Here is a 15,156-nt window from a genome sequence, read left to right as displayed (position 1 = left end):
GCGTAGCTAAGACCGGGCCGAATACGCCTACAGGTTAAGGCGCAAGGAAAGCGGCCCGATGCTGACTACAATGTTGCGCTTTTGGGAATGCCATTACCCTACTGAGCGAGATGTCCATATCCAGCCGCGCGGGTGAAGTCGGCCAACTGCCAAACATCACCGTTCGCCCCCCACGTGCCATCAACCACATCCTGGATTTGTATTGAGGTCAGCAATTGGCGTTGATCGTCCGGCGCAAGGCTCGATTTTATTGCTCCGTGCAGTCCACGCACGTAGCGCTGGCGCATCGGTGCATCAAGGACGCCGGCAGGCACCTTGACCATGACAATGCAGGGGACAACATGGGCATGAGGACCCACGCCTCCACACAGCCAATTATCTGCCTGGACTTCTTCGATAAGCACCCAGCACAAAGCACGCTGCTGTGGGGCGTCACCCATCTGTTCATTATCCATCGCCACGTCACTCACGCTGCGGAGCAGTTGTTGGCGCTGAGTCGGATTGAACGCTTCGGTAGGCACCTTGATCAGGATGTTCGGCATGACAAAACCTCGTTGTTATCTGGAGGCGCCATTGAACCCGTTCCTTGTACTCAGGATAAGTGACCGATTCGTCTTCTTTCGGGCATAATCGGACAATGTACGATTTCACTATTGTGGTCATTCCCGGGGCGTTCGCCTCAAGTGTCGCGGCCACTCTGGATATCCTTTCCACCGCTGCGACACTTGCAGTGCGGCAAGGTTTTGCTGTGCCACGCTGGCGAGTGTGTGGACCACGGCCAGGGCTGATTCCCCTTGGGCAAGGCATGCTCCTGCAGGTCGACGAACTGACTACAGACGTCGAGGACAATTCCTGCTGGGTTATTCCCGGCCTTGGTATCAGCGATGTTGACGCGCTGCGCAACCGTCTTGAGGAAGACTGGGTACTTCAAACACTGCCCGCGCTGAGGGCACATGCGGCCCAAGGCAAGGACATTGCAGCTTCATGCTCGGCGGTTTTTCTGCTGCATGCCGCTGGATTGCTGAAAGGCCGACAGGTTACGACCACATGGTGGCTCGCCCCACAGTTGTCGAGCATCGCGCCTGACTGCCTCGTCGACCCCAATGTCATGGTTCTCTGCGATCCACCTCTGACAACCGCTGGTGCCGCCTTCGCGCAGACCGACCTGATGCTACATCTACTGCGCAGGCGCCTATCACCCGAACTCGCCGACTATGTGGGCAAGATCCTTCTACTCGATGGTCGACAGCTGCAGTCTCCGTTCATCAACCCCGCGATCATGGCCCTGGGCAATTCGCTTGTCGCCAACCTCACCACCTACATAGAAGCACGGCTGCCCTATCCGCCCAGTGTCCCGAGTCTTGCGGCATACGCCGGCATGTCTGAGCGAACGTTGTCCCGCCACCTTCGAAAAGCAACCGGTCTTTCAACCCAGCATTTGATCCAGCGTGTGCAGTTGCACAGGGCCCGCGTGCTGCTGGAAACCAGCAGATATTCCGTTGAATCTATCGCCGAGCAGGTGGGCTACCAGGATGCCACGGCCCTACGGCGTCTGATGCGCCGCCTGTTGAACGTTTCGCCAAAACAACTGCGCCCGTCAGCGGGCATCTGATACATGGCAAAATTGCTGCGTGAGCCTGTCCGTCTAGCGGAGGGGGTTCAAGGTGGCGCTCTGGACGAAATGGCGTTGGATCGTGGCTGTATCGAAACTCAAGAAGACAATACTTGCGAGTGTTGTTGTGCTGGGGCCTCGTGTCTGAGCGATTGCTGCCAGGTTAGCTGCTCCCGAACTTTAGCTACTGCATCCAAGACGCTCTGTGCCCAGTTCTCATCTTCAGGATGCACGACAACCACGCGAAAACCGTGATCATGCCCTTCAGTCCGCACGCCGTCGGAATCATCGACATGCAAGTCGATATCGAAGGCTGGCGGAAATTTCGAGGGCGAGTTCGCAAGCCCATGCGCCGTCAGGGCGTGGTAATGCCGAACACTGTTGACCACACCATCGACGCGGATACCGTAGAGCAATAGCCAACGCCGGATGTAGGACGGAGTGCGGCCGGACGAGGTGTAGACCCAGATGCTGCAACCCTGGCGACGTAACTCTCGGGTCAGGGAACGCGTTCCGATACGCAACGGCTCCCCCAGCCAACGATGAACACAGGCCGGCAGCCAGCTTTTTTCAACGGCGCAGTGGTGCAGTTGGCAAGCCAGCGTGTCATCAATATCGAACGAAATCCGTATGCGCTGACGTCTGAACACGTGCATCGGGATGACACACTGGATTGCTTGCCATACCCGGCTACCGGAAGTTCGGCATTTTGCGAGCGTTGGATACCAGTTCATCAATGCCCTCTCTGATAGACGGGCGAGGGTTTGTCGCTCAGGAAAAATCTCATTGAGTCAGGCGCCTGCTCTTCCAGGAAAGCTGCATACTTTTTCTTGATCTTGGGCAATTCGTACAATGCCTTGACACCATGCTTGGCGGAGTTTCGTATGACCGATGACGGGTTGAAGTAACCCTCGGCGTTGTCCAGTGCCAGCACAAACGGCGGCAGTCCTGCGCGCATCAGCAAGTAACTGACGATCAGTGACCCGCTGCGGTTATTGCCTTCAATGAACAATTGTGGCTTGCTGAGGATACGTACATAGACACCGGCCGCACGCTTCCAGACTGATTCGCTGCGATACGCGCCGTACCAATTGTATAAGTCCTTGATTCCTCCCTCTACATTGTTGAAGAAGTGCTCCTCAGTCGCAGCAAGGTGCTGGGCATACTCCCGTCGGCGCGCTGGGTTTCGACCGCAGAGAACGGTGGCATTGATTTCCAGCATCAGGTTCAGTTGCTGAAGATCAAACAAGTCGACGCCACTTGCAACGTAGTCGTCGATCAGCGCATAGCCCTCGAGCACATTGTGCAGCACTTCATCAGTCAAGGGGTCACGCGCCTCTGTAAAGTGCCTGCTTAGCTCGGCAAAGCGGCTTTGCACCTCACGCAGTGCGTGCTCAATCGCTGGCAAATCAAGACGGCGCGTTGCAGACATTGGTAATCCCGAGAGACGGTAGAAAAGAAGGAAAAACGACCGGACGCCTCCAAAGCACTTTGACTTTTGGGGACATACGGCCTTGACCGGACGGTGTTACTTAACTGAATTTCCCGCTGATGTAGTCCTCAGTCATTTGTTCGCGCGGGCTGCCAAAAATCTGGGTCGTTGGGCCCATCTCGACTAGATAGCCGGTGCGCGTACCCTGAGAAATATCCACCGAGAAAAAAGCCGTCGTATCGGCAACACGGATCGCCTGCTGCATATTGTGGGTCACCAGAGCAATGGTGTAATCCTTCTTCAATTCGACCATCAACTCCTCGACCCGGCGGGTGGCGATCGGATCAAGCGCCGAACAGGGTTCATCCAGTAACAGCACTTCCGGTTCGGTTGCGATAGCGCGGGCGATACATAGCCGTTGTTGCTGCCCACCGGAAAGTGACAGGCCGCTGACCTTGAGCTTGTCCTTGACTTCATCCCACAGTGCGGCGCCTTGCAAGGCGTGCTTTACGCGGTCGCCCAGATCACCTTTGTAGCGATTGAGGCGCAGGCCAAATGCAACATTGTCGAAAATGCTCATCGAGAACGGGTTCGGCTGTTGAAATACCATGCCGATGTAGCGGCGCACGACCACCGGATCAACGCCCTTGCCGTAGACGTCTTGCCCGAGGAAATGCACATGACCCTCAAAGCGAAAGCCTTTGACCAAGTCGTTCATCCGATTGAGGCTGCGTAGCACGGTGCTCTTGCCACAGCCGGAAGGACCGATGAAGCCAGTGATCTTGTTTTTTTCGATCGGCACATGGCTGTCACGTACCGCCATGAAGTTGCCATAGAAAATCTTGTCCAGTTTGCAGTCCATGACCACAGGCGCCTTGGTGACAACCGGAGCGGCTTTTTGCGCAATTGATACGTTCAAAATTCAGATGCTCCCGCTCTCAATACTTGGGCTTGCCGAAAATACGGCTGATAACGTTCACGACCAACACGATCATCACCAGCACCAGCGAGGCCGCCCATGCGAGTTCAAGTTGGTTATCGAAGGGCATGCCGGAGAAGTTGTAAATCAGCACGGCAAGCGATGCCGTCGGATTCATCACCGCAAGGCTGCCATCGTGGTAGATCCAGTAGTTGCTGAACAGCGCGGTAAACAACAACGGCGCTGTCTCACCCGCGGCGCGTGCCACGGCCAGCATCACGCCGGTGAGGATCGCCGGCAGGCCGGTAGGCAAGACGATTTTCCAGATCACCTGCGAGCGGGTGCAGCCCATACCATAGGCGGCATCCTTCATGATTTTGGGCACCATGCGCATCGACTCTTCGGCTGTCAGCACGACAATGGGCAGCATCAGTACCGCCAGGGCCACACCACCCGCAGGTGCCGAGTAGGTACCAGTGGTCATCACCACCAGGGCATAGGCAAATACCCCAGCCAAAATGGAAGGCAGTCCTGTGAGCATCTTGGCGGCAAAACGCGCAGCGTTTGCCAGCTTGCTGTCCGGCCCCAGTTCAGCCAAGAAGATGGCCGCCATGATGCCGACCGGCACCGCGATTGCGGCCGCGATACCGACCATGACAAAGGTGCCTGCCATCGCGTTGCCGAAGCCACCGCCAGTCTCGAAACCCGTCGGCGGCAGCTCGGTAAACACCTCCAGGCTCAGACGAGCCCCTCCACGCATAATCAGCATGTAGAGCACGGAAATCAGCGGCACGCTGGCAAGTAGAGCGCCGCCCCAAACCAGCGTGGTCAACACCAGGCTGCGCAGGGCGCGACCTTCAAACTTACGCTGAAGGCTTGGCAAATCGGTTATAGGGGAAGTGAGGTCAGTCATCATTTAGTACCACGTTGGGCATAGACCATAATCATGGAACCGATGATGTTCACCAGTAGCGTGATCAGCATCAGCACCAGTGCGGCGTACATCAAGACCTCGATCTCGTTTGGCCCGGCTTCAGGGAAATTCAGCGCCAGCAAGGCCGCCAGCGTATTGGCCGGAGCAAACAGAGAAAGGGAAATATTGTTCGCGTTGCCTACCAGCATGGCCAGGGCCATGGTTTCACCCAGCGCACGGCCCAGACCCAGTACCAGGGAGCCGAAGATTCCAGTGGCGGCGGATGGCACCATCACCTTGAGAATCGCTTCCCAATGGGTGGTTCCCATGCCATAGGCGGCCTGCTTGGTTTTCATCGGCACGCCGGTGAGGGCGTCCTGCGAGACAGCGGCGATGGTGGGCAGAATCATGATGGCCAGCACTAATGCCGCAGGGAGCAGTCCCGGCCCGCTCAAGGACGTGCCGAAAAAAGGTATCCAGCCGAGCTCGCTGTTCAACCACGCCGTCAGCGGGCGAATCGCCGGAATCACCACATAGATCCCCCACAGCCCATAAACCACGCTGGGAATGGCGGCGAGCAATTCGACAATGGTGCGAAAAACGGCGGCAAGCTTGGCGGGCAGAAAATCCTGGGTCAGGAAAATCGCCATGCTGACGCCGAAAAAACCAGCAATCACCAGGGCGATCAGGGCGCTGTAGAGCGTGCCCCAAATGGCGGGCAGAATGCCGTACTTGCCTTGATTCACGTCCCAGACAGTGCCGAAAACGACGTCCAGACCGTGCTTGTCCATGCCCGGAATAGCCTTGCGCCCCACCTCAAATACCAGCGCAAACACCAACGCCAGAACGAGAACCACGCCTATGCGTGAGAGCGCACGGAAGGTGCGATCCACCAGATAGTCCTTCGTAGAAGGTGGTTGGCAGGCAGAGTCCGGGTTAACCGGTACGACAAAAGGTTTGTTCATTGGTTAATTCCGGAACAGGGGGAGGAACTCTCCCGGCATGAGTGACATGCACATACCGAAAGAGACTCACGAGCGTTACTGGATGTTGGCGGAAGCTTTACGAACCTGGTCGATGACCGATTGTGGCAAGGGGATGTAACCCATTGAGTCGGCAATTTTCTGCCCCTCGGTCAGGCTGTACTCGACCATTTCGCGCATGGCCTTGGCCTTAGCCGGATTCTCGTTCTGCTTGCGGAAGATCATCCAGGTATAGGAAGTGATCGGGTAGGATTTGGCACCGTCCGGATCAGGCAACCAGGCCACCAGGCTCTCCGGCATCTTCACCGCCGCCAGAGCCTCGGCACCACTTTCGGCGTTTGGTACAACGTACTGGCCGGCTTTGTTCTGCAGTTGGGCAAAGTCAACCTTGGCCAGCTTGGCAAAGCCGTATTCGATGTAGCCAATGGCGCCCGGGGTCTGGCGTACGGTGGCGGTCACACCATCATTCTTGGGTGATTTGATGAATTTGTCGCTGGCAGGCCAGTTGACGGTGTTGCCCTCACCCAGCGCCTGCTTGAACTCTTGATTGATCGCCGCCAGGTGCTTGGTGAACACCGCAGTGGTACCGCTGGAGTCTGCGCGCACGACCACGGTGATCGGCGTGTCGGACAGTTTCAGGTCCGGGTTGGCTGCGATGATCTGCGGATCGTTCCAGCGAGTGATCTTGCCGAGAAAAATGTTGGAGTAAACGTCGCGTGGCAGTTTTAGCCCCTTAGGGTTGCCCGGCAGGTTATAGGCAAGCACGATTTCACCCGCCGTCATCGGCAGTAACTGAGCACCCTCGGAGACCTTGGCAATGTCTTCGTCTTTCATGGCCGAGTCACTGGCAGCGAAATCAACGGTTTTGTTCAGGAAGTCCTGTACACCCGCACCACTGCCCTTGGATTGGTAATCCACCGTGACACCTTCGGTTTTCTTGCTGAAATCTTTGAACCAAGTGAGGTAGATCGGTGCCGGGAAACTGGCTCCGGAACCTGTTAGGCGGACGCTCTCACCAGCGAAAGCCACCGAGGTGGCACAAAGAGAAACCGTAATAGCGAGCGCAGCAGACTTCATCAAACATTTCATTAAAAAACTCCTTGTCATGACGGGCTCAGGGAGTCTGCGATAATCCTGTTACGTTTTTATGAAAGACGATGGCAAAACACTAGCCCGCCCCCATACCGTCGCCGCAATGCCTTCTGATGTAATTACTCCGTAACAAATTGCGACTAAGACTTTTCCATCCCTTACGACGGAATTTCTCCCATGTTCTCAACTGAAGAGACCTTGATACAGCGCATCCACCGCGAGCTGCTTGATCACAGTGACGAAGAACTGGAACTGGAATTATCCGAAGACGGGCACGACCTGAATGCACTGTTCGATGAACACGCCCAGGAAGGAAGTGCACGGGAGGCCCGACGACTTTATTTCAGCGAACTGTTCCGCCTGCAAGGTGAGCTGGTGAAGCTGCAAAGCTGGGTCGTCAAGACTGGCCACAAAGTAGTGATCCTGTTCGAAGGGCGCGATGCCGCCGGCAAAGGTGGCGTGATCAAACGCATCACCCAACGACTCAATCCACGGGTATGCCGTGTCGCGGCCCTGCCTGCGCCCAACGACCGCGAACGCACGCAATGGTATTTCCAGCGCTATGTTTCGCATCTGCCAGCAGCGGGCGAAATCGTGTTGTTCGACCGAAGTTGGTACAACCGCGCCGGGGTCGAAAAGGTCATGGGGTTTTGTGATGACGATCAGTACGAAGAGTTTTTCCGTACAGTGCCAGAGTTCGAGCGGATGCTCGCTCGTTCCGGTGTACAACTGATCAAATACTGGTTCTCAATTTCCGACCAGGAACAGAACTTGCGTTTTCTCAGCCGCATTCACGACCCGCTCAAGCAGTGGAAACTCAGCCCAATGGATCTGGAGTCCCGTCGACGTTGGGAGGCCTATACCAAGGCCAAGGAAATCATGCTTGAGCGCACCCACATTGCCGAAGCACCGTGGTGGGTGGTGCAGGCTGATGACAAGAAGAAAGCGAGGCTCAACTGCATTACCCATCTACTGGCGCAAATGCCCTATGAGGAGGTGGAACTACCGGTGATCAATTTACCGCAACGTGAGCGGCAGGAAGACTACTTCCGTAGCCCAACGCCAGCCGAAATAATCGTGCCTCAGGTTTACTGATATTCATTACCGGATTGTTGTATCAGCTTTGCGAGTGACTGCACTGTCGTGCAACAAATGAACGGGTATTGCCAGGGTTCTGCCAACCTCCCTTCTAGACGCCGCGATCTAACTCGAATCGCCTTCACTGGCGCGTAACAAGGGTCACCGGAGATTGTCTTGAAAGATTCATGCAGTCTATTTTGTGGCAGATTTGTTTTAAAAAGATCCATCTCACATGCCTGCTGGATAAAGTATTTTTAATGAAAAGGGTTAGAAGGCAGCTCAGTAACATACTTTAAGTAATATTGGCTCGAGGACTAATTTTATTTGGCCAACGCCTCGTAAACAGGAACCTCATTGGAAATGCAGCACGAAGGCAATTCCCCCTCCCCCTCCTGCTCAACCTCCGCTGGAACTGCCTGGCTGCGCGATGCCTCGGCCAGGCAATAGTAAGCACATTTGGTGTTCACCCCGCCGATGGCTGAACAACGGCGAGGTGAAGTTGATGGAGCGAAGGCTTCAGGACGCGGCGGGAACCGTCACGAGGAAAGGCACGGTACGAATCTTGTCGCCGCCCTTGAATTGAATCCACAAGGCATAGGGCCCCGCATGCGCAGGTTTGGCATGCAGCATCAACTGCGCCGACACCGCGCCTGGCACCGCCAGGCCAACGGTCAGAACCTGTTTGGTATCCATATGGGTGACTCCTCATTCGATAAATGGTGGCTGGCGACAGGAAATCCGCCGCACAGCCGTCCTTCGCCGAAAATCGCAAGCACAGCGCTTGCGTAAAACAACGGTCTAACGCAGCGCGGCGGCACCGCTGCACACCTGCCCTGCCTGCTCGCAGATTTGCCAGCCACCACCCAGTGCCTTGTAGATGCCGACCACCGCCAAGCGCTGCTCCGTGCGTGCCACGGTCAGTGCGCGGCGGCTGGTGAAGTCCGCTCGCTCGGCCTCCAGCACGTCCAGATAGATCCCCTCACCTTCCGTGAAGCGCGTGCGTGCCAGGTTCGCCGCCTCGCGATTGGCCGTTGCCTCCAGCAGCCGCAAGCCCAGAGTACTGCCCGCGCTGCTGTTGGCCTGGAACGCGTCATCGGTTTCCTGCAGGGCGCGCAATACGGTCTGGTCGTAGGTAATCAACGCCGCCTGGGTACGCGCCTCGCTGGCGGCGATCCGCGCGCGCACGCGACCGGTGTCCAGCAGCGACCAGCGAATGACCGGAGCGATAAAGCTCGACTGCATGCCTGCATCGCCCAAGGCGCCGAGGCTTCCGGCCAGCAGCCCGATGGAACCCTGCACTTGGATATCCGGATACAAGCCGGCCGTCTCCACGCCAATCTGTGCGGTCGCGGCCGCCAGCGTGCGTTCGGCTGCGGCGATATCGGCGCGCCGGGCCAGCAAGCCGGCCGGATCGCCCACCTGCAGGGTGCGCAGGTTCAAGGTCTCTCGACCGGGGCCGGCCAGCGGTGGCTTGAACCCTTGCGGCGCTTGGCCCAACAGCACGGCCAACGCGTTGGTGGTCGTTACGCGACGCTGCTCAAGGCCGGGTGCTACCGCCTCGACATTGCGCAGCAATGCCTCGGCACGCAGCCGATCAAATTCGGTGGCGGCCCCTACGCTGACCAAGTGCTCCACCAGACCCAGGCTGTCGCGCTGGCTTTGACTGATGTCCGCTACCACCGCCTGTTCGGCTTCGATCCCTTGCAGCTCGAACCAGGTCGCGGCGACGGTGGCGGCGACGCTCGCCTGCACGCTGCGCAGTAGCGCCTGACGCGATCCCGCCTGGGCCTGCGCGGCCTCCACCGAGCGCCGGACGCGGCCAAACAAGTCGATTTCCCAGGCGGCATCTACTGCCGCACGAGTGGTTTCCACTGAGCGCTGCTGGCCGAACGGGGTCTCGACTTCGCTGCGCTGTCGGTGCTCATAACCGAGGGCTGCACCGCCGCTGGGCAAGAATCCCTGGCGGCTCTCGCGCAACATTGCCTTGGCTTCGTCGAGCCGCGCGGCGGCGATGCCGATATCGTGGTTGGCCGCCAGCGCCTGCTGGATCAATTGGCTGAGTGCGGGCTCATCAAACACACGCCACCACTGCACCTCGACATCGCCCGTACCGAGGCCGGCGATGGGCGCACCGAAACTCGCCGGCCGTTGCGCGGCGGGCAGCACGGGCGCGGAATAATCAGGCCCCACCGCAGCGCAGCCGGACACCAGGAGCGACGACAACAGAAACGCTTGATAGGCCAGTTTCATGACACGCGCTCCTCCATCTGCACCTTCGGACTCGAACCCTTGCGCTCCAGGCGCAGCGCAAGGCTGCGCATCACCACGTAGAACACCGGCGTCAGGAACAGGCCGAACAGCGTCACCCCCAGCATGCCGGCGAACACTGCGACTCCCATGGCATGGCGCATCTCGGCCCCGGCGCCGCTGGCGAATACCAGGGGCACCACGCCAGCGATGAACGCCAGCGAGGTCATCAGGATCGGCCGCAGGCGCAACTGGCACGCATGGATAACCGCTTCCAGCGGGCTGGCACCTTCGGCTTCAAGGCTGCGCGCGAACTCGACAATCAATATGGCGTTTTTCGCAGCCAGGCCGACCAGCACCACCAGCCCGATCTGCACGAACACATTGTTGTCGCCGTCCACCAGCCAGACCCCGATGATCGCGCTGAGCAGGCACATGGGCACAATCAGCAAGACCGCCAGGGGCAGCAGCCAGCTGTTGTATTGCGCGGCCAGGATCAGGTAGGCCAGCAACACACACAACGGGAAAATGAACAGGGCCGATGACCCCGCGAGCTTCTGCTGGTAGGTCAAGTCCGTCCATTCATAGGTCACGCCTTCGGGCAGCACCTCTTGCGCCAGACGCTCCATGAGTGCCACGGCCTGCCCAGAGCTCACACCGGGCATCGCTCCGCCGGAGATGTCGGCCGAGGGATAGCCGTTGTAGTGAATCACCCGATCGGGGCCGGACCCCGGGGTGACGGTGACAAACGCCGACAACGCCAGCATGTCCCCGTCCGCATTGCGCACCTGCAGGCGGCCGATGGCTTCGGCTTGCATGCGGTGGTCCGCATCCGCCTGGGCGGTCACTTTGTAGGTGCGGCCGAAACGGTTGAAGTCGTTGACGTACAGCGAACCGAGGTAGACCTGCAACGACTCGAACACATCCGCCAGGCGCACACCCTGGCTCTTGACCTGGGTGCGGTCGATATCAACATTCAACTGGGGCGCGTTGACGTCCAGACTGGTCATCAACCCGACGACCTGACCCGACTCGGTGGCTTTCGTCATCAGCATCTGGGTCTGCTGCACCAGCGCCTGGAGCCCGACCCCGCCACGGTCCTCGACCTGCAGCTTGAAGCCTCCGGTAACCCCAAGGCCGGGCACTGGCGGCGGCGGGAACACGCCGAGGAAACCGTCGGGAATGCTTGCGAATTTCGCTTGCAGGCGCCCGGCGATGGCGACCGCCGTCATGTCGGGAGAGGTACGCTCCTTGAACGGATCGAGCATGACAAACATCACGGCGGCATTCGGGACATTGACGAAGCCGTTTACCGACAGCCCAGGGAACGCCACCACGCTTTCGACTCCCGATTCATCCAGGGCGATTTTCGACATCTGCCGCACCACCGCATCGGTACGATCCAGCGAAGCCGAATTGGGCAACTGGGCGATGCCGACCAGGTAGTACTTGTCTTGCATCGGCACGAAACCCGCCGGTACAGCGCTGAAGCCAAACCAGGTCAGCGCCAGCAACCCGGCATAGACCAACAGCGCCGCGCCGCGACGGCCCGCCACCTTGCGCACCGTGTTGCCATACGCCTGCGGCGCACGGTGAAACGGCCGGCCCAGCACCTGCACCAGGTGCGCGGCGCGACCGCGCAGGCTGCGCGGGTCATGCACCACCGCTGCGCCGCGCGGGCGCAACAACAGTCCGGCCAGCGCCGGGCTGAGGGTCAAGGAGTTGACCGCCGACAGGATCGTGGAAATCGCGATGGTCAGCGCGAACTGCCGGTAGAACTCGCCTTGCAGGCCACTGAGGAACGCCGTGGGGATGAATACGGCAGCGAGTACCGAAGTGATAGCGATGATCGGTCCGGTCACCTCGCCCATCGCTCGCCGCGCCGCCTGCGCAGGCTCCTCGCCGTTCTCGATATGCCGCTCGACGTTCTCGACCACCACGATTGCATCGTCGACCACGATCCCGATCGACAGCACCAGGCCGAACAACGACAGGGTATTGAGGGAAAAACCCATCAGGTGCATGACCGCGAAGGTGCCGATGATCGACACCGGCACGGCCATCAACGGGATCAGCGACGCGCGCCAGTTACGCAGGAACACCACCACTACGAGCACCACCAGTAGGATCGCTTCCATCAGGGTGATGGCCACTGACTCCAGCGATGCCCGCACAAACACGGTCGGGTCGTAGGCAATCCGTGACACCAGCCCCTCGGGGAAGTTGGCCTCCAGGCGCTGCATGGTATCGCGCACCGCCTGCGCCACATCGAGCGCGTTGGCGCCCGGGCTCTGGATGATCTGCAAGGCAACGGCCGGCTCGCCATCCAAAAGACTGCGCAGCGCGTAGGCATCGGCGCCCATTTCGATACGGGCCACATCACGCAGACGCGTCACCTGGCCGTTATCGCCGGTGCGGATGATGATGTCGCCGAATTCTTCCTCGTCCGTCAGGCGTCCGAGGGTATTGACCGTAACCTGGAATGCCGCGCTGGAATCAGGCGCCTGGCCGACCGAGCCGGCCGCCACTTGCACGTTCTGCTCACGCACCGCCGTAATCACATCGCCTGCGGTCAGGCCACGCGCGGCGATCAGGTCCGGGTCGAGCCACAGACGCATGCTGTACTCGCCCGCTCCCCACACCAGCACGTCGTTGATTCCCGGTATCCGCGACAGCTCGTCGCGCACCTGAAGGTAGGCATAGTTGGAAATGTAGAGCGGGTCATATCGTTGATCGGGCGACAGCAGATGGACCACCATCAGGATGTCTGGGGACGTCTTCTGCGTCACCACGCCCAGGCGCTGTACCTCTTCGGGCAAGCGCGGCAGGGCCCGCGAGACGCGGTTTTGCACCTGGATCTGCGCCATGTCCGCGTTCGTGCCCTGGGCAAATGTCGCGGTCAGGATCATGCGGCCATCGGTCGCCGATTGCGACGTCATGTACAGCATCCCTTCGACCCCGGTGATCACCTGTTCAAGTGGCGCCGCTACCGTCTCGGCGATCACCTGCGGGTTGGCGCCCGGATAAGAAGCGGTCACTTGCACGGTGGGCGGTGTCACGGCCGGGTATTCGCTGAGCGGCAAATGGAAGAAGGCGACGATGCCAGCGATCATCATCAACACCGACAGCACGATGGCGAAGATCGGCCGGTCAATGAAAAAGCGTGGGAAGTTCATTGCACGCCCCCCAGGACCAGCGGCGCCTCCAGCAGCGCCCCCTCAATGTTGGCGGCCAGCGGAGTCACTTGCATGCCCGGGCGCACCAGCCCCTTGACGACAATGCGGTCCCCCGGTTGCAGGCCCTGCTCAATCACCCGCAGGCCGTTGGCCATCGGCCCCAGCTCGACGGGACGGTACTCGGTCTTGTCACCTGCGCCGACCACCAGCACATAGCGGCGGCCCTGGTCAGTGCCAATGGATTGGTCGGCCACCAGCACCCGGGGTTGCGGCGCGCCAGTGTCCAGCTTGACCTTGGCGAACAGCCCCGGCGTCAGGCGCCCATCCGGGTTGTCGACCACGGCACGCGCGCGCACGGTGCCGGTCTTGCGATCGGCCGCGTTCGCCAGGAAGTCGACCCGCCCGGCCCGTGCATAACTTGCATCGTCGAGCATCGCCACCATGACCTTGGCGGCCTTCTCCCCTTTCGACGCGGCAACCTCCCGAGTCGCGGCAAGCGAGCGCAGGTAGGTGCGCTCGTCAACATCGAAATACACATGCAAGGGGTCGATGGAGACGATCGTCGTCAGCGGCGTCACCCCACGGGTGACGTAGTTGCCCTCGGTGACAAGGGCACGATCGACGCGGCCGCTGATGGGCGCGGTAACGCGGGTATAGCTCAAGTCCAGTTGCGCGGCGTCCAGCGCAGCTTTGGCGGCGTCGACCTGAGCCCTGCCCGCATTCAGCGAGGCAATGGCGGTGTCGAGGCGATCCCGCGCCACCACTTTCTTGGCGAACAGCTGCTCGGCCCGGCCATGCTCGGCCTGGGCCAGCAACGCGTTGGCCTCAGCCTCACGCAAACGCCCCTTGGCAGCGTTCAGCGCCGCCTGAAACTCCCGTGGGTCAATCACAAATAAAAGACTGCCCCTGGCTACCGATTGCCCCTCAGGCACGCTGACACTTTGCAGGTAACCACTGACCCGCGGACGCAGTTCAACCTGATCAATCGCGGTCAACGAACCGGTGTATTCGACAAACGGAGTCACCGCCTGCGCAACCACCTCGGCCACCGGCACGCCAGGCGGCCTGGCAGCCTCGGCCGCAGGCGCGCCCTCCTTGCAGCCACCCAGCGTGAACACGCCCGCTACCACCACAGCGACCAGGGTTAATCGCTTGCCATACATCGCGTACCTCCTTGTGATTTTCAGGACGAACCTAGATTTGAGGTTTTATCCGGCTTGTCATTAGGGAAAGGTCAAGCGGTATGCGGATGGGGGTGTTTGGCAGCAGCCAGGGGCGAAACGTGGCCGCAACTGCAGTTCTCTTTCTGGACAGGTCTACGACCTAGCGAACTGATCGCCCTGGAATGGGGGGATATCGATTGGATCGCGGGGGAGATAAGGATCGTCAGGGCCAAGACGCGGGCTGCAAATGAGCCAGAGTCGACCAAGACGTTAGCTGGGAGGCGCACAGTGAAGTTGCTGGCTCCGGCGCGAGAAGCGTTGCTCAAGCAGAAGGAGTTGACCTTCCTCGCTGGCGGCAGGGTGCGAGAATCCAATGTGGGTCGCCAAGCACCTCGGCCACCAAGACTGGACCATGATCGCCAAGGTGTATGGTCGCTGGATGCCCTCCGCTGATGTAGGAGCCGGAGGGCAGCCGAGGCACTTCTAACGGGTATTACCAGGGTTCTGCCAACCTCCCTTCTAGACGCCGCGATCTAACT

At 59.7% G+C, this 15,156-nt stretch carries 13 protein-coding genes; 2 read left to right on the top strand and 11 right to left on the bottom strand.

The genetic code is table 11. The annotated features are described in order from the left end of the window. Nucleotides 1–98: 98 nt before the first annotated feature. Nucleotides 99–542, bottom strand: a complete 444-nt coding sequence (locus ACIOVD_RS11275; protein ID WP_095169143.1) for a tautomerase family protein — start codon at nt 540–542, stop codon at nt 99–101. 95 nt (nt 543–637) lie between these two features. On the opposite strand from ACIOVD_RS11275, the gene ACIOVD_RS11270 reads away from it, so the two are divergent. Then, nucleotides 638–1,612 carry a GlxA family transcriptional regulator gene (locus tag ACIOVD_RS11270; RefSeq protein WP_095169142.1) on the top strand — a complete coding sequence of 325 codons (975 nt, stop codon included), beginning with the start codon at nt 638–640 and terminating at the stop codon, nt 1,610–1,612. A gap of 98 nt (nt 1,613–1,710) precedes the next feature. On the opposite strand, the gene ACIOVD_RS11265 is transcribed toward ACIOVD_RS11270, so the two are convergent. From ACIOVD_RS11265 to pstS, 6 genes are all read right to left on the bottom strand, one after another. Next, entirely contained in the window at nt 1,711–2,346 is a 636-nt protein-coding gene (locus tag ACIOVD_RS11265) for a hypothetical protein (RefSeq protein ID WP_095169141.1), read from the bottom strand. After that, nucleotides 2,346–3,044 (bottom strand): hypothetical protein, encoded by a 699-nt coding sequence (locus tag ACIOVD_RS11260; protein ID WP_095169140.1) that lies wholly within the window; start codon nt 3,042–3,044, stop codon nt 2,346–2,348. Before ACIOVD_RS11260 ends, ACIOVD_RS11265 begins: the two co-directional genes overlap by 1 nt. 100 nt (nt 3,045–3,144) lie before the next feature. After that, nucleotides 3,145–3,906: a phosphate ABC transporter ATP-binding protein PstB gene (pstB, locus tag ACIOVD_RS11255; protein ID WP_045058436.1), complete on the bottom strand. Its 762-nt coding sequence runs from the start codon at nt 3,904–3,906 to the stop codon at nt 3,145–3,147. A gap of 76 nt (nt 3,907–3,982) precedes the next feature. Continuing rightward, on the bottom strand, nt 3,983–4,876 hold the full coding sequence (gene pstA, locus ACIOVD_RS11250) for a phosphate ABC transporter permease PstA (RefSeq protein WP_095169167.1): 894 nt from the start codon (nt 4,874–4,876) through the stop codon (nt 3,983–3,985). Beyond that, the gene (gene pstC, locus ACIOVD_RS11245) at nt 4,876–5,841 is read right to left on the bottom strand and encodes a phosphate ABC transporter permease subunit PstC (protein WP_159996429.1); all 966 of its coding nucleotides are present in this window, start codon (nt 5,839–5,841) and stop codon (nt 4,876–4,878) included. The genes pstA and pstC overlap by 1 nt, the downstream gene beginning before the upstream one ends. Nucleotides 5,842–5,916: 75 nt before the next feature. Further along, entirely contained in the window at nt 5,917–6,948 is a 1,032-nt protein-coding gene (gene pstS / locus ACIOVD_RS11240) for a phosphate ABC transporter substrate-binding protein PstS (RefSeq protein WP_095169137.1), read from the bottom strand. 180 nt (nt 6,949–7,128) lie between these two features. Here pstS and ppk2 point away from each other — a divergent pair, with 180 nt between their 5' ends. Continuing rightward, a complete protein-coding gene (gene ppk2 / locus ACIOVD_RS11235; RefSeq protein ID WP_095169136.1) occupies nt 7,129–8,046 on the top strand; it encodes a polyphosphate kinase 2 in 918 nt (305 codons plus the stop codon). 501 nt (nt 8,047–8,547) lie between these two features. Here the strand turns inward: ppk2 and ACIOVD_RS11230 are convergent. The 4 genes from ACIOVD_RS11230 to ACIOVD_RS11215 all read right to left on the bottom strand — a co-directional run bounded on the left by ACIOVD_RS11230 (nt 8,548) and on the right by ACIOVD_RS11215 (nt 14,617). Beyond that, a complete protein-coding gene (locus ACIOVD_RS11230) occupies nt 8,548–8,724 on the bottom strand; it encodes a hypothetical protein (RefSeq protein WP_159987299.1) in 177 nt (58 codons plus the stop codon). 105 nt (nt 8,725–8,829) lie between these two features. Beyond that, on the bottom strand, nt 8,830–10,281 hold the full coding sequence (locus ACIOVD_RS11225) for an efflux transporter outer membrane subunit (RefSeq protein ID WP_401127691.1): 1,452 nt from the start codon (nt 10,279–10,281) through the stop codon (nt 8,830–8,832). Beyond that, complete coding sequence (locus tag ACIOVD_RS11220; protein WP_401127689.1) at nt 10,278–13,454, bottom strand: efflux RND transporter permease subunit; 3,177 nt, start codon at nt 13,452–13,454, stop codon at nt 10,278–10,280. Before ACIOVD_RS11220 ends, ACIOVD_RS11225 begins: the two co-directional genes overlap by 4 nt. Then, entirely contained in the window at nt 13,451–14,617 is a 1,167-nt protein-coding gene (locus tag ACIOVD_RS11215; protein ID WP_401127687.1) for an efflux RND transporter periplasmic adaptor subunit, read from the bottom strand. Before ACIOVD_RS11215 ends, ACIOVD_RS11220 begins: the two co-directional genes overlap by 4 nt. Between the last annotated feature and the right edge of the window lie 539 nt (nt 14,618–15,156).

This window comes from Pseudomonas sp. NPDC087626, from assembly GCF_044743405.1.
In the GTDB taxonomy this organism is placed as follows: Bacteria; Pseudomonadota; Gammaproteobacteria; order Pseudomonadales; family Pseudomonadaceae; genus Aquipseudomonas.
The sequence above is the reverse complement of the archived record's forward strand: the minus strand, read 5'-3'. Positions and strand labels throughout refer to the sequence as shown.